General features: G+C 70.0%; 15 protein-coding genes. 8 read left to right on the forward strand and 7 right to left on the reverse strand.

Going from position 1 to position 14013, the window contains the following annotated elements:
- Window positions 1-27: 27 nt before the first annotated feature.
- The 4 genes from QF037_RS37800 to QF037_RS37815 all read right to left on the reverse strand — a co-directional run bounded on the left by QF037_RS37800 (window position 28) and on the right by QF037_RS37815 (window position 3846).
- Entirely contained in the window at window positions 28-1410 is a 1383-nt protein-coding gene (locus QF037_RS37800) for a ferredoxin reductase family protein (RefSeq protein WP_307033134.1), read from the reverse strand.
- 125 nt (window positions 1411-1535) lie between these two features.
- Window positions 1536-2237 (reverse strand): L,D-transpeptidase family protein, encoded by a 702-nt coding sequence (locus QF037_RS37805; RefSeq protein ID WP_307033136.1) that lies wholly within the window; start codon window positions 2235-2237, stop codon window positions 1536-1538.
- Window positions 2238-2240: 3 nt separating this feature from the next.
- The gene (locus tag QF037_RS37810) at window positions 2241-2825 is read right to left on the reverse strand and encodes a pyridoxamine 5'-phosphate oxidase family protein (RefSeq protein ID WP_307033138.1); all 585 of its coding nucleotides are present in this window, start codon (window positions 2823-2825) and stop codon (window positions 2241-2243) included.
- A 133-nt stretch (window positions 2826-2958) separates the two neighbouring features.
- Window positions 2959-3846, reverse strand: a complete 888-nt coding sequence (locus tag QF037_RS37815; protein WP_307033140.1) for a hypothetical protein — start codon at window positions 3844-3846, stop codon at window positions 2959-2961.
- Window positions 3847-4058: 212 nt separating this feature from the next.
- Between QF037_RS37815 and argH the strand changes: the two genes are divergently transcribed.
- The 4 genes from argH (at window position 4059) to QF037_RS37835 (ending at window position 8819) form a co-directional block, all read left to right on the forward strand.
- Complete coding sequence (gene argH, locus QF037_RS37820) at window positions 4059-5489, forward strand: argininosuccinate lyase (protein WP_307033142.1); 1431 nt, start codon at window positions 4059-4061, stop codon at window positions 5487-5489.
- A 209-nt stretch (window positions 5490-5698) separates the two neighbouring features.
- Complete coding sequence (locus QF037_RS37825; protein ID WP_307033144.1) at window positions 5699-6670, forward strand: aldo/keto reductase; 972 nt, start codon at window positions 5699-5701, stop codon at window positions 6668-6670.
- 83 nt (window positions 6671-6753) lie between these two features.
- A complete protein-coding gene (locus QF037_RS37830; protein WP_307033145.1) occupies window positions 6754-7302 on the forward strand; it encodes a TetR/AcrR family transcriptional regulator in 549 nt (182 codons plus the stop codon).
- Window positions 7299-8819, forward strand: coding sequence for an MFS transporter (locus QF037_RS37835; protein ID WP_307033147.1), 1521 nt, complete (start codon window positions 7299-7301; stop codon window positions 8817-8819). Before QF037_RS37830 ends, QF037_RS37835 begins: the two co-directional genes overlap by 4 nt.
- A 95-nt stretch (window positions 8820-8914) precedes the next feature.
- On the opposite strand, the gene QF037_RS37840 is transcribed toward QF037_RS37835, so the two are convergent.
- Window positions 8915-9604, reverse strand: coding sequence for a lysophospholipid acyltransferase family protein (locus QF037_RS37840; protein ID WP_307033149.1), 690 nt, complete (start codon window positions 9602-9604; stop codon window positions 8915-8917).
- A 314-nt stretch (window positions 9605-9918) separates the two neighbouring features.
- Between QF037_RS37840 and QF037_RS37845 the strand changes: the two genes are divergently transcribed.
- The 3 genes from QF037_RS37845 to QF037_RS37855 all read left to right on the forward strand — a co-directional run bounded on the left by QF037_RS37845 (window position 9919) and on the right by QF037_RS37855 (window position 12206).
- A complete protein-coding gene (locus QF037_RS37845) occupies window positions 9919-11082 on the forward strand; it encodes a glycerophosphodiester phosphodiesterase (protein WP_307033151.1) in 1164 nt (387 codons plus the stop codon).
- Window positions 11083-11155: 73 nt separating this feature from the next.
- Window positions 11156-11662: an RNA polymerase sigma factor gene (locus QF037_RS37850; RefSeq protein WP_307033153.1), complete on the forward strand. Its 507-nt coding sequence runs from the start codon at window positions 11156-11158 to the stop codon at window positions 11660-11662.
- Window positions 11663-11708: 46 nt separating this feature from the next.
- Window positions 11709-12206 carry a GNAT family N-acetyltransferase gene (locus QF037_RS37855; protein ID WP_307033155.1) on the forward strand — a complete coding sequence of 166 codons (498 nt, stop codon included), beginning with the start codon at window positions 11709-11711 and terminating at the stop codon, window positions 12204-12206.
- 7 nt (window positions 12207-12213) lie between these two features.
- On the opposite strand, the gene QF037_RS37860 is transcribed toward QF037_RS37855, so the two are convergent.
- Complete coding sequence (locus QF037_RS37860) at window positions 12214-12651, reverse strand: hypothetical protein (protein ID WP_307033156.1); 438 nt, start codon at window positions 12649-12651, stop codon at window positions 12214-12216.
- Complete coding sequence (locus QF037_RS37865; protein WP_266833283.1) at window positions 12632-12991, reverse strand: hypothetical protein; 360 nt, start codon at window positions 12989-12991, stop codon at window positions 12632-12634. Before QF037_RS37865 ends, QF037_RS37860 begins: the two co-directional genes overlap by 20 nt.
- Window positions 12992-13100: 109 nt before the next feature.
- Between QF037_RS37865 and QF037_RS37870 the strand changes: the two genes are divergently transcribed.
- Window positions 13101-13751, forward strand: coding sequence for an HAD family hydrolase (locus QF037_RS37870; RefSeq protein WP_307033159.1), 651 nt, complete (start codon window positions 13101-13103; stop codon window positions 13749-13751).
- Window positions 13752-14013 lie beyond the last annotated feature (262 nt).

Here is a 14013-nt window from a genome sequence, read left to right on the forward strand (position 1 = left end):
TCCTGAAGTCTTTGAAGGTCCCGTCGCTCACATCTCGAACGACTCGTGATGGATGCGGCGGGCGGGCACACCCGCACCGCGCAGTGCCTCGTACACGCCCTGCGCGAAGCCGGGCGGCCCGCACATGAAGACGTCGTGCTCCTCGATGTCCGGCAGCTTCTGCTGCAGCCGCTCCGCCGAGATGTCGGGCCGCTCGCCGTCCGGACTGTTGACCGCGTACATCAGCCGGGCGCCCCGCTCGTCGGCGATGGCGGCCAGTTCGTCCCAGAGCGCCAGGTCCTGGGTGCTGTTGGCCCGGTAGAGCAGCGTGATGTCGCCGGACGCCCCGGGCAGCGTCTCGAACAGCGCCCGCATCGGCGTGATGCCGACCCCGCCCGCGACCAGCAGCACCTTGCCGCGGCTGCGGCGCTGGGCGGTGAGGGCGCCGTACGGGCCCTCGGCCCACACCTTGGTGCCGGGCGTCAGTTCACGCAGCCGGGCGGTGTGGTCGCCGATCGCCTTGACCGTGATCCGCAGCATGTCCGGACGCGGTGCCGCCGACAGCGAGTACGGGTGCGAGCTGAAGCGCATGCCCGGCGCCATGAACCGCCAGCGGAAGAACTGCCCCGCCTCCGCGCCCATCCGGTGCAGCTTCTTGCCGCCGATGAGGACCGACACGATGCCCGGTGTCTCCTCGATGACCGCCTCGACATACATCCGGTGGCGCAGGTTGAGACGGAGCGGCGTGATGATCCGGTACCAGACGACCAGCGCGGTGACCGCGCCGTACAGGCCGTACCAGAAGGTCTTCGCGGTCGGCTCGACGGCGAACTCGTTGCCGGTGGTGATCTGGTGCCAGAACGTCAGGTACACCACGGCGTACGTGAGCAGGTGCACGTGGTACCAGGTGTCGTACGGCAGCCGGCGCCGGACCCCGCCGATCGACAGCAGCGCGATGACCAGCAGCAGCCCGGTGCCGATGGCCGCCTTGCCCATGTCGGGCAGGGTGGTGATCAGGTCGATGAACTGCTGCACGACGTCGCCGAGCGTCTTGCCGGCCTGGAGCGCGTACGCCCAGGTGATGAGGAAGACGTGCGCGATGACGAGGCTGACCGTGTAGCGGCCGCTCATCGCGTGCCAGCGGGCGACTCGGTCCGAGCCCACCCGCCGTTCCAGAGCGGGCACCCGGGCCATCTGGAGCACCACGAGCGCCATGAGATAGCCGGCGAGCAGACCGGTGATCCGGCCCGCGGCGAGGATCTTGGCGGTGTTGTCCGCGAGGGACGGTGTGTTGTCCCACCACAGCCACAGCACCGCGGCCGCGCCCGCCCATAGGGCGATCACCAGCGGGACGGCCGGGGAGCGGCGCGGGCGGATGCGGCGCATCGTCTGGCGGCGGGCGGCGCGGCCGCCTGCGAGCGTGGTGGTCACGGTTCCTCCGGGAGCGGGGCAAGGGGGTTGGCGTGGTCCCTTGGCCCAGAGGTACGTGCCGCGACGCCCGTGTGTTCAGAGCCCGGCCGAGTTCGGGGCGGACTGGAGTGACTCGTGGTAACCCCTCAGTACCGGGTGATCGCCGTACGTCCGCTCGTCGTGCCGATCGCGATGTGCGGATCGTCGTCCGGGCCGGCCCACCGGAGGATCCGCCGCATGGCGTCCGCGGACACCGACACACAACCCGCCGTCGCCCCGTTGCCGTTGACATGGAGGAAGATCCCGGCACCCCGGCCGCGCACGGGCTCGGTGTAGTTGAAGCCGATGACCATGGCGTGGGCGTACTGCTTCTCGTACGAGATCAGATGCTCGGACTCGGCGGCCCGGCAGTCCTTGGCGCGGGGCTCGCTCCAACGGTTGTAGGAGCGGGAGTCGTTGTCCTGGCACCACCAGGATCTCTCGTGCACGGGACGGTACTTGTACGTCGTCCCGTCCGGCGCCTCTTTGATGCCGAAGGCGTACGGCAGGTCGTAGAGCCCCGTCGGTGTCGTGCTGGTGCCCTGCCGGCGCGAGGCTCCCTCGACGAGTCCGTTCGCCCCGAACCGGGCCTTGGCCGAACCGGCCCGCACCCACTGCCCGTTGCGCAGATCCCACCAGGTGAGCGTGCCGGTGGTCGAGCCGGTCCGCGCGGCGACCGCGGTGATCAGCTGCGTGCCGCCCCCCGTGTCGGCCATCCGGGCGGGCAGGGGCCGCCCGCCGCCGGGCACGGCACCGAGTACGAGAAGGGACGCGGACACGAGAGCCGTGGCGACGGCGGGGGAGCGCATGGCTCAGACCGTAGAGGGAGGCAGCGGCAGTGGCAGCCCGGGTAGGCCATCCAGGCTCGTGGCGATCTGGCGCTTGGCGAAGTAGGCGCTCAGTGATGCGTCGTCCTCGCGCGCGAAGCGCCTGGCGTGCAGATCGCGGTCCTCGTCGTACGTCATGAAGGGCACCGCGTAGCCGCAGGAGTCGCGGATCGTCTCGGCCGTCACGACGATGATCGCCCGCAGTCCGTGCAGGCCCGGGTCGATGTCCGGGAAGTGGCCGAGGAGTTCCTTGAAGCGCGGGTCGTCCCGCAGGACCGCCTCGCCGCGGCCGTGCACCCGGACGATGTTGGGCGGGCCCTCGAACGCGCACCACATCAAGGTGATCCGGCCGTTCTCCCGCAGATGCGCGACCGTCTCGGCGTTGGATCCCGCGAAGTCCAGGTAGGCGAAGGTGAGTTCGTCCAGAACCGCGAAAGAGCCCTTGAGGCCCTTGGGGGAGAGGTTGACCGTGCCGTCGCCGGAGAGAGGGGCGGTCGCGGTGAAGAAAATGGGCTGCGCCTCGATGAAGGTGCGCAGCCTGCCGTCTATGCGTTCATACGTCTTTCCCATGTCTAACGATTATGGGTGCAACTCTTTCGCCTGTCTAATGAATTGCGGTATCCATCCGGCAGGCGTCCGCACACGCATCGCCGTGGCCGCCCCGGCCGGCGCTGGAGACGGGGCGGCCACGGCGCCTGTCACGTCACTTCGTGAGCGTGCAGGCGGCGAGGGACTCCAGGCCCTGCGGCTTCTCGGCGGTACGGCCGATGGAGATGGCGATGCGCTCGATGGCGGCGGTGCGCTTGCTGGCCAGCGGGCCGACGATGGCGTTCTGGACGAAGTTCGGTCCGCCCTGGCCGACCGTGTTGACCAGACGCTCGTTGGCCTCGTCGATCTGCGTCTGCAGAAGGGCGAGGTTGCGGTCGACCTCGGCCTGCGCGGTCGCCGGGATCGCGGGGAGCTGGGAGGCCACGTCCGGGCAGGTGATGGTCCCGACGCCGGCGTTGCCCGCTTCCTCGCCGGCCTCGTTGCCCGCCTCCTCGGCGGCGTCCGACGCCGTGGCGCTCGGGGCGGCCTCGGCCTCCTCGCCGGCGCCGGCCTCCTCGCCCGCTCCCGCTCCCGCCTCTTCCTCGGCGGCGCCGCCCGTGTTGAGCGCGCAGGGCGCGAGCGCCTCCAGACCCGCCGGGCGGTCGGCGGTGCGTCCGATGGCGGTGGCGATGCGGTTGACCACGGCGATCCGCTTGTCCTCCAGCGGGCCGAGGATGGCGTTCTGGACGAAGTTGGCTCCGCCCTGGCCCACGGTGTCGATCAGGCGCTGGTTGGCCTCGTCGATCTGGGTCTGCAGGAGGGTGAGGTTGCGGTCGACCTCGGCCTGCGCGGTCGCCGGGATCGCGGGGAGCTGGGAGGCCACGTCCGGGCAGCTGATGGTGCCGGGGGCGGCGAGGGTCTGCGCGTTGGTCGTGCCGTTGCTCTTGGAGCTCTCTCCGGCGAGGGCGGAACCGGCGATCACCGCACCGGTCAGCACGAGGGCGGTGGCACCGCCGATGAACGCGACGCGGCGCTTGTTGTACTTCGGAAGAGCCCTGGACATGCTGATGCCTCACAAGGGTCGAGGGGTGTCGTCGTTGCTGTGTTGTACAAACGCGGCGCCTGCGTTCGGCGGGAAGTACGGGTAAGCGGTTTCCCGTGTTCAAAGGACTCTTGAATTCGTGGCCGAACCGACCGCGATTGACGAATCATGCATTGCACTGCATACTCATGCATGACAGTGCAGGCGCCACACCCTCTCTAGGAGCAACGCAAGTGAGCAGCAACAGCGGTGATGTCCGGCTCTGGGGCGCCCGTTTCGCCGACGGCCCCGCCGAGGCCCTGGCGAAGCTGTCCGCGTCCGTCCACTTCGACTGGCGGCTGGCGCCCTATGACATCGCCGGTTCGCGTGCCCACGCGCGCGTGCTCCACAAGGCGGGACTGCTCACGGACGACGAGCTGACGCGGATGACCGCGGGCCTGGACCAGCTCGCGGCGGACGTCGCCGACGGTTCCTTCGTGGGCACGATCGCCGACGAGGACGTCCACACGGCCCTCGAGCGTGGCCTCCTGGAGCGCCTCGGCCCCGACCTCGGCGGCAAGCTCCGCGCGGGCCGCTCCCGCAACGACCAGGTCGCGACCCTCTTCCGCATGTACCTGCGGGACCACGCCCGGATCATCGGCGGCCTCATCGCCGAGCTCCAGGACGCGCTGATCGGCCTGGCCGAGGCCCACCCGGACGTGGCGATGCCCGGCCGCACCCACCTCCAGCACGCCCAGCCGGTGCTCTTCGCCCACCATGTCCTGGCGCACGCGCAGTCCCTGTCCCGGGACGCGGAGCGGCTGCGTCAGTGGGACGAGCGGACGGCGGTCTCCCCCTACGGCTCGGGCGCCCTGGCCGGCTCCTCCCTGGGCCTGGACCCGGAGGCGGTCGCCGCGGACCTTGGCTTCGAGCACGGCAGCGTCGGCAACTCGATCGACGGCACGGCGTCGCGTGACTTCGTCGCCGAGTTCGCCTTCATCACCGCGATGATCGGCGTGAACCTCTCCCGGATCGCCGAGGAGATCATCATCTGGAACACGAAGGAGTTCTCCTTCGTGACCCTGCACGACGCGTTCTCGACCGGCTCGTCGATCATGCCGCAGAAGAAGAACCCGGACATCGCGGAGCTGGCGCGCGGCAAGAGCGGCCGCCTGATCGGCAACCTGACGGGCCTCATGGCCACTCTCAAGGCGCTCCCGCTGGCGTACAACCGCGACCTCCAGGAGGACAAGGAGCCGGTCTTCGACTCCTGCGACCAGCTCGAGGTCCTGCTCCCCGCCTTCACCGGCATGATGGCCACCCTGACGGTCCACCGCGAGCGCATGGAGGAGCTGGCCCCGGCGGGCTTCTCCCTCGCCACCGACATCGCCGAGTGGCTGGTCAGGCAGGGCGTGCCCTTCCGTGTCGCCCACGAGGTCGCCGGTGAGTGCGTCAAGGCCGCGGAGGCCGAGGGCAAGGAACTGGGCGACCTGACGGACGAACAGTTCGCGAAGATCAGCGCCCATCTGACGCCGGAGGTGCGGACGGTACTGAACGTGCCGGGCGCGCTGGCTTCCCGCAACGGCCGCGGCGGCACGGCGCCGAGCGCGGTGGCGGTACAGCTGGCAGAGGTGAAGGCGAACGTGGCGGCACAGCACGAGTGGGCAACGGCCAAGAAGAAGTAGCTTTCGGGTGGGATCGCCTCTGAGGACCGAAGGTCCTTCAGGGGCGCGGGGCTGCATCTCTTTGCGGCTCCGCCGCGGGGCGCGACAAGCCACAATGAGCCCGCAGCCGCCAAAGCACCGCACCGACCGAGCTCTTGGGCGAATCCAAAGGTCATCGCGGGTTACGTTGGTCGGAGACCGTCACCGGACCCGACCGAACGGAGCCCGCGATGCCCTTCGCCCGCCTGGCAACAGCGACAACCCCCACCTGCCACATCGGACTCGGGCTCGCGGCCGTCGGCCGCCCCGGCTACATCAACCTCGGCCGCGACGAAGACCTCGGACAGAACCGCAGCGTCGAGAAGCTCCGCGCCCGCACCCATGAACTCCTCGACGCCGCCTACTTCCAGGGCGTCCGCTACTTCGACGCCGCCCGCTCCTACGGCCGCTCCGAGGAGTTCCTCGCCGACTGGCTGAACGCGCGCCCCGACATCGACGACATCGTCGTAGGCAGCAAATGGGGCTACACCTACACCGCAGCCTGGACCACCGACGCCGAGAAACACGAGGTCAAGGACCACAGCGTCCAGACCTACGTCCGCCAGCGCGGCGAAACCGCCGAGCTCCTCGGCGACCGTCTGGACCTCTACCAGATCCACTCGGTGACCCCGGACAGCCCGGCCCTGACCGACAAGGAACTCCACGCGAAGCTGGCCGAAGCGGCCGCCGCGGGCGTGAGCATCGGCTTCTCCACCAGCGGCCCCGCCCAGGCCGACGCCATCCGCGCCGCGCTCGCCGTGACGGTCGACGGCGAACTCCTCTTCCGCACGGTCCAGTCCACCTACAACGCCCTGGAGACCTCGGCCGCCCCCGCCCTCGCCGAGGCCCACGACGCCGGGCTGACCGTGATCGTCAAGGAGGGCATGGCCAACGGCAGGCTCGCGGACCCGTACGCGCCGGACGCCCTGAAGGCGGTGGCCGCGGAGACGGGCCTCGGCTGCGACGCGGTCGCCCTCGCCCTGATCCTGCGACAGCCCTGGGCCGGCGTCGTCCTCTCCGGTGCCGCCACCGCCGGCCAGCTCGCCTCCAACCTGCACGCCGCGGTCGTGGACCTGGACGAGGACCAGCTGGCCCGCCTCGCCGGGCTCGTGGAGGAGCCGCAGGCGTACTGGGCGCGGCGCGGGCAGTTGCCCTGGCACTGACAGAAACGCGGCTCGACGGCCACTCGTGAGACACTCGTGCCCATGATGAGACGAAGATGTCTCACATGGGCTATGGTTGTCTCATGGCTGTCGATCGTGACCACGTGCTGCGCAGTGCCGCGGCCCTGCTGACCCGCAAATCCACCGCGACCATGGACGAGGTCGCGAAGGCCGCCGGGATCAGCCGCGCCACCCTGCACCGCCAGTTCGCCGGGCGCGACGCGCTCGTACGGGCCCTGGAGGCGCTCGGCATCGCCGAATGCGAGGCCGCCCTGGACGCGGCCCGCCCGGACGAGGGCCCCGCCGGCGACGCCGTACGGCGACTGGTGCGCGAGATCGAACCGGCCGCAGCCCTCCTCGCCTTCCTCTACAGCGAGAATCAGCTGTTCGAAGGTGAGCAGAACGCGGGCTGGACCCGCATCGACGAGCGCATCGCGGCCCTGTTCAAGCGCGGCCAGGCGGGCGGCGAGTTCCGCATCGACCTCACGCCGACCTGGCTCACCGAAGCGCTGTACGGCCTGCTGGCCTCCGGCGCCTGGGCGGTGTCGGAGGGCCGGGTGGCCGCCAACGACTTCCATTACATGATCGTCGAGCTGTTGCTCGGCGGAGCACTACGGAGAGAGGAATCATGACCAGCACCCTGCAGCCGGCGTCGACGACCGAGGCGGTGACCAAGCGCCCGGGACGTTGGCTCGCGCTGTCCGTCCTCGTGCTCGCCGTGCTGCTGGTGGCCGTCGACGCGACCGTCCTCGGTCTCGCGAGCCCCTACATCAGTGAGGACCTGAAGCCGTCCGGCACCCAGCTCCTGTGGATCGGCGACGTCTACTCCTTCGTCATCGCCGGTCTGCTCGTCTCGATGGGCAGCCTCGGCGACCGTATAGGCCGCAAGAAGATACTCCTCGTCGGTGCCACGGCGTTCGGTGCGATATCGGTCCTCAACGCCTATGCCACGACACCGGAGATGATGATCTTCGCCCGCGCCCTGCTGGGCGTGGCGGGCGCGACGCTGATGCCGGCGACCCTCGCCCTGATCCGCAACCTCTTCCACGACCCGCGCGAACGCAGCCTCGCGGTGGGCATCTGGGGCGCGACCGCCTCCGCCGGTACGGCGATCGGCCCGATCGCCGGCGGCTTCCTGCTCGAACACTTCTGGTGGGGCTCGGTCTTCCTGATCAACCTGCCCGTGATGGCGGTCCTGGTCGTCGTCGGCATCAAACTGCTGCCGGAGCCGAAGAACCCGGACCCGGGCCCGTGGGACATGCTCAGCGTGACCCTGTCCCTGGTCGGCATGATCGCCCTGGTCTACGCCGTCAAGGAGGCCGCCACCCACGGCTTCAGCGGCGAGGCCGCCGCCGTCGCCCTGCTGGGCGCGGGTGCGCTGATCTGGTTCGTCCGCCGCCAGCTGACCCTGCCGACCCCGCTGCTGGACATGCGGCTGTTCCGCAACCGCGGCTTCAGCGCGGCGGTCCTCGCCGACCTGCTGACCATCCTCGGCCTGTCGGGTCTGGTGTTCTTCCTGTCGCAGTACCTGCAACTCGTGCAGGGCAGGCGCCCGTTGGAGGCGGGCCTGGCCGAACTGCCCGCGGCGATCGGCGCGGTGGCGGCGGGCTTGCTCGCCGGCCGCGCGGCCCGCCGCTTCTCGGTCCGCTCGGTGGTCGCGGGCGGTCTGGCGGCGGTCGGTCTCGCCCTGGCCTCCCTGACGGTGATCGACCAGTCGACGGGCTACCCGCTGCTGGGCGCGGCCCTGCTGGTCGTCGGCATCGGCGCGGGCTTCTCGTTCACGGTGACGGCGGACGTGATCCTGTCGAGCGTCCCGAAGGAACAGGCGGGCTCGGCGTCGGCGGTCTCGGAGACGGCCTACGAACTGGGCGCGGCCCTGGGCATCGCCGTACTGGGCTCCATCGTGACGGGCGTGTACCGCGACTTCACGGGCCCGGCGGGCACACCGGACGGGGCACACGAGTCGCTGGGCGGCGCGGTGGAGGCGGCGGCCGGGATGCCGGCGCAGCAGTCGGCGGCACTCCTGGACTCGGCGCGGCAGGCCTTCGTGGACGGCCTGTCACTGGCGGTGGGCCTGGGAGCAGCGGTCCTGCTGGCAGCGGCGGTGGCGGCCTGGTTCATGCTCCGGGACCAGCGGCTGGGCAATTAGGGGCGCGGGGCTGTATCGATGTGCGGCTCCGCCGCGTGAGCGCGACCAGCCACGAACCACCTGCACCCGCCCTCGCGCAGCCCCCTGAACGGCGATCAGGCAGCCTTCGCCTTCGTGGCGTACATGTCCACGTACTCCTGACCCGACAGCCGCATGACCTCCGTCATCACAGAGTCCGTGACCGCCCGCAGCACATACCGGTCCCGGTCCATCCCCTCGTACCGGGAGAACTCCATCGCCTCACCGAACCGCACGGTCACGCGGCCGGGCCGCGGAATCCCCGCACCGCCCGGCTGCACCTTGTCCGTACCGATGATGGCGAACGGGACAACCGGCGCACCGGTCATCATGGCCAGCCGCGCGATCCCGGTGCGACCGCGGTAGAGCCGGCCGTCGGGGGAGCGGGTGCCCTCCGGGTAGATGCTGAAGACCTTGCCCTCCTCCAGCACCCGGCGCCCGGTCATCAGCGCCGCGACACCACCGCGCCCGCCGTCCCGGTCGACCGGGATCATGCCGCAGCCCGTGAAGAACCAGGCCATCAGCCGCCCCTTGAGGCCCTTGCCGGTGACGTACTCGTCCTTGCCGATGAAGAAGACCTGACGGTCGCAGAAGAGCGGCATGATCATCGAGTCGATGAACGTGAGGTGGTTGCCGGCGAGGATCACCGGACCGTCTCCCGGGATGTGCTCCGCGCCCTCCACCCGGGGGCGGAACATCAGGCGCATGATCGGTCCGAGCACTGCCTTGATGAGCACGAAGCGGGACAACGGATCCTCCGGTGTCAAGTGAATCGGTATATGTCTGTGCAGGTGAGGACGATACTCGCGGTTCCCGGGGTCGTGCACATCGGGTTCACCGGGTTCACCGAGGTCTTACGTACTGTTGACGCTGGTTTACCTGCGGTGGCGCCCGGCGTACCGCCCGTAACCCATTGGCCATGATGTGACGGACATCGCGTACCCCTTCTGATGAGCCGTCAACTCAAACCTTCGGTACGACATCCAGCGTCACCCGCGTGTTCTGCCGGAGGTCTCCCGTCCGACATGTACACACACCTACGATCGGCCCGCACTGAAGAGCCGACGCAGGGAGGGCCCTCATGGGAACGCAGAACTCGGACGAGCAGGTGGGCGGGACCGGCCGGCGGGCACTTCTCGGCGCCGCGGTGCTCGGTGCGAGCGGAGCGGTCCTCGGACTGCCGGGTACCGCGAGAGCGGGCGAGGCACGGCATGGTGGAGGGGTGAAGAGCCTGCCCGTGCCGACGATCATCGGCCACCGGGGCGCCAGCGGCTACCGGCCGGAGCACACCCTCGGCTCGTACCAGCTCGCCCTCGACCTGGGCGCCCATGTCGTGGAGGCCGGCGACCTGGTGCCCACCAAGGACGGCCACATCGTCTGCCGCCACGAGCCGGAGATCGGCGGCACGACGGACGTCGCGGACCATCCCGAGTTCGCCGGCCGCAGGACGACCAAGCTCCTCGACGGTGTCTCCGTCACCGGCTGGTTCACCGAGGACTTCACGCTCGCCGAGCTGAAGACACTGCGCGCGATCGAGCGCATCCCGGCCAACCGTCCGCACAACACCCTCTACAACGGACGCTGGGAGATCCCCACCTTCGAAGAGGTCCTGAAGTGGCAGGACGAGCAGACCCGCAAGCGGGGCAAGCAGGTCTGGATCTACCCCGAGACCAAGCACCCCACGTACTTCCGCAAGCTGGGCCTGGGCCTGGAGGAGCGGGTCGCGAAGCTGCTGCGCAAGTACGGCAAGGACGGCAAGAACGCGCCGGTCATCCTCCAGTCCTTCGAGCCGACCAGCATCCAGCGGCTGAACAAGCTGGTCGGCAACCCGCTGGTCGTCCTGCTCTCCTCCGCGACCAGCCGCCCCTGGGACTTCGTCGAGACGGGTGATCCGCGCACGGTCGCCGACCTGATCACGCCCAAGGGACTCAAGGAGATCGCCGGCTACGCCCAGGGCATCGGCCCGACCCTCGACCTGGTCATCCCGAAGGACGCGAACGGCAGCCTCACCACGCCGACCACCCTCGTCGCGGACGCGCACAAAGCGGGCCTGATCCTGCACCCGTACACCATGCGCAACGAGAACCCCTTCCTGCCCGCCGAGTACCGCAAGGGCACCGACGCCGACGCGTACGGCGATGTCTTCGGGGCCTACCGGACGTACTTCGCCACGGGCATCGACGGTGTCTTCACCGACAACCCGGACACCGGGCTGCTGGCCCGCCAGGATTTCGTCAACGGCTGAGCATGCGACCCCGGTTGGGGTGACAATCGGCCGTCCGGGCAACCCGCCGCCCGGCGGCCGCGTCGTCAGGCATATGACGCACGACCTCGTGGCCACGCTGCGCCCCCTGCTCACCGCCGAGGCCTCCGCCGAGGCACATGCCACCGGTACGGAACCGGGCGACCTGGAACAGGCGGTCTGGCTCCGCCTTCTGGAGCGCCTCGACACCGACGGCCCGCCGACCGACCCACAGGGCTGGCTGCGCAGAGCGGTCCGCTCGGAGTCCCGCCGTACCCGTCGTACGACCCGGCTCGAACGGCCGTATGAGACCGAGCCCGCGGACGACGTGGACCGCACCCCGGAACACCAGGCTCTCGCGGCGGCCCGCGGCCGGGCCCTGCGTGATGCCGTACGCCGTTTGCCGGGCCGCTGCCCGAGTCTGATGGAGGCGCTGCTCTCCCCGATGGACCTCACCTATCGGGAAATCGCGGGGGAGTTGGGTATCTCACAGGGCAGTCTCGGTCCGGAACGTTCCAGATGCCTGGGTTGTCTTCGCCGATTGCTCACACCGGAGGTTGCGGCCCGCGGAGCGCGGGGATAGGAGTGATGGACGAAACGGCGATCAGGTGAGCGGGAGGCGTGCGCACATGGGCATGAGCGTGACCATCTCGGTGGCGACCGAACAGGACGCGGAGCAGATCTTCAGGCTTCAGTACCTGTGCTTCCAGAGCGAGGCGGCGCTGTACGGCAACTACCGCATCGATCCGCTTGTCCAGACCCTGGACTCGGTCCGGGAGGAGGTCGCCGCGGACTGCGTCTTCGTGGCCCGGCTCGGCGAGGAGGTGGTCGGCTCGGTGCGCGGCCGCATCACCGAGGACGGCTCGGCCGCCATCGGCAAGCTCTGCGTCCACCCCCGCCTCCAGGGCCACGGCATCGGCGCGCGACTTCTCCGCGCGGCGGAATCGGCTCTGGCCGAGGAGCGCGGCGCCACCCGGTTCCGCCTCTTCACGGGCCACCGCAGCGAGGGCAACCTCCGCCTCTACCGCAAGGTGGGCTATGAGGCGGTCGGCACGTCCAAGGGCGCGGACGGCGTACCGATGATCGTCCTGGAGAAGCCGGCCGGCGCCTACGTGGCGACGGCCTGAGGGCTTCTCAGACGGTCCGCGCCTTACGGAGCCAGTAGATGGCCGACAGCGGCAGCAGTACGGGGATGAAGACATACCCCATGCCGTAGTCCGACCAGACGGTCGCGTCGGGGAACGCCGACGGGTCCAGCAGGGTCCAGGTGCCCACCGTCAGCACGCCCACCAGCTCGGCGGCGCAGCACACCAGCGCCGCCTTGCGGGCGGTCTCCCCGCCCCGCACCAGCGTGTAGGTGATGAAGCCGTAGACCAGGCCCGCGAGGGCGGACAGGGAGTAGGCGAGCGGCGCCCGGTCGAACTCGGTCGCGATCTGGTAGATCGAACGCGACACGGCGCCGACGACCATCACGCCGTACAGCCACACCAGCAGCGTGCCAGGACCGCTGACCAATCGGTTCTTCGCCGACTCGCCCTCCGTCACGGTCACCTCAGCCTCCCCAGATGTCATAGAGCCGTACTTCGAGAACGGCCAGCACCACGGCGCCGGCGGCAGCCGTCACCGAGCCCCACTTCGACCGCTCCGACAGCGACATGAGCCCCGCGGCCGGGACGCAGGCGAACGCGCCCAGCAGATACGCCACGAAGATCGTCGTCCCCTGCTCCGGCTTCTCGCCCCGCGCCAGCTGCACGATTCCGACCACCAGCTGCACAAGCGCCAGCAGCGACACCACACCCATCCCGATGAAGTGCCAGTCCTTGGTCGGCTCATCGCGATAGGCCGCCCAGCCGCACCACGCGGCGAGCAACAGCGCGGCGACGCCGGTCACAAGCGTCAGGGCATCAAGCATGCGCCGACCCTATTACGGCCCGAAAGCCCTGATGCGGCCGACCCCGGCCCTCGCTGTGCCGTCCCAGGCCCCGGCCGACGAGCTCCCGCGGCCCCGTAGGGTCTAGACCATGACGATCCACGCTCAAGCCCTCCTCTTCGACGACGACGGCACCCTCGTCTCCTCCCTCGCCTCGGTGGACCGCTGCTGGCGGCAGTGGGCCGGGGAGTACGGGATCACGGCCGAGGAGTTCGGGCGGGTCGAGCTGCACGGTCGTACGGCTGCCGAGATAGCCGCTGACCTGCTGCCCGCCGAGGTCGTGCCGGAGGCGGTCGCGCGGATCGAGAAGCTGGAGGTGGAGGACGTGCCGAACGGCGGCGTGCGGTTGCTGCCCGGGACGAAGGCGTTCCTCGCCTCCTTGCCCGCCGACCGCTGGGCCGTCGTCACCTCCGCCACCCGGCGTCTCGCCGAGGCCCGGCTGGACGCCGTCGGCATCCTGCCCAAGACCCTCGTCGCCGCCGAGGACGTCACCCGCGGCAAGCCCGACCCCGAGCCCTATCTCCTCGCCGCCCGCGCACTCGGCGTCGACCCGGCGCACTGCGTAGTCTTCGAGGACGCCCCCGCGGGCTTGAGGGCCGGTCGCGCCGCCGGGATGATCACCGTGGCATTGGCCACAACCCACCGGGCCCACGAGCTCGACGCGGACCTCGTCGTCGACGACCTGTCGGCCCTGTCGGCCCTGGTCACCGACGGGGGCGTGGAGATCTCCGTCCGCCCCTGACTCCCTGTCCGCCGCTGTCCGGCATGCGGACAGCGGCGTTTTGTCAGCACCGTAGATCTGCTTTACTCATTCCATGACCACGACGAGCAGCCGCACCCTTGCGACCGAGGCGACCATGACGCCCGGTGCTCGCTGTATGTGTCGAATGTGCGCCTTCTAGAGGGCCCCCGCACCACCCCGAGCTCGCGCCCCGAAGCGAGACGCCGTGGCATGTCCGTGCGCTGAATGCCGTACGTGACCGACGCCTCCCCCACTGCCTGAA

Origin of the sequence: Streptomyces canus (genome assembly GCF_030815415.1) — a bacterium.
In the GTDB taxonomy this organism is placed as follows: Bacteria; Actinomycetota; Actinomycetes; order Streptomycetales; family Streptomycetaceae; genus Streptomyces; species Streptomyces canus_F.

Coding starts and splice junctions, on each gene's coding strand:
- QF037_RS37860 (WP_307033156.1), bottom strand. CDS start 12,651: ATGACATCTGGGGAGGCTGAGGTGACCGTGACGGAGGGCGAGTCGGCG.
- QF037_RS37845 (WP_307033151.1), top strand. CDS start 9,919: ATGGGAACGCAGAACTCGGACGAGCAGGTGGGCGGGACCGGCCGGCGG.
- QF037_RS37835 (WP_307033147.1), top strand. CDS start 7,299: ATGACCAGCACCCTGCAGCCGGCGTCGACGACCGAGGCGGTGACCAAG.
- QF037_RS37825 (WP_307033144.1), top strand. CDS start 5,699: ATGCCCTTCGCCCGCCTGGCAACAGCGACAACCCCCACCTGCCACATC.
- QF037_RS37815 (WP_307033140.1), bottom strand. CDS start 3,846: ATGTCCAGGGCTCTTCCGAAGTACAACAAGCGCCGCGTCGCGTTCATC.
- QF037_RS37850 (WP_307033153.1), top strand. CDS start 11,156: ATGACGCACGACCTCGTGGCCACGCTGCGCCCCCTGCTCACCGCCGAG.
- QF037_RS37805 (WP_307033136.1), bottom strand. CDS start 2,237: ATGCGCTCCCCCGCCGTCGCCACGGCTCTCGTGTCCGCGTCCCTTCTC.
- QF037_RS37870 (WP_307033159.1), top strand. CDS start 13,101: ATGACGATCCACGCTCAAGCCCTCCTCTTCGACGACGACGGCACCCTC.
- QF037_RS37865 (WP_266833283.1), bottom strand. CDS start 12,991: ATGCTTGATGCCCTGACGCTTGTGACCGGCGTCGCCGCGCTGTTGCTC.
- QF037_RS37855 (WP_307033155.1), top strand. CDS start 11,709: ATGGGCATGAGCGTGACCATCTCGGTGGCGACCGAACAGGACGCGGAG.
- QF037_RS37830 (WP_307033145.1), top strand. CDS start 6,754: ATGGCTGTCGATCGTGACCACGTGCTGCGCAGTGCCGCGGCCCTGCTG.
- QF037_RS37810 (WP_307033138.1), bottom strand. CDS start 2,825: ATGGGAAAGACGTATGAACGCATAGACGGCAGGCTGCGCACCTTCATC.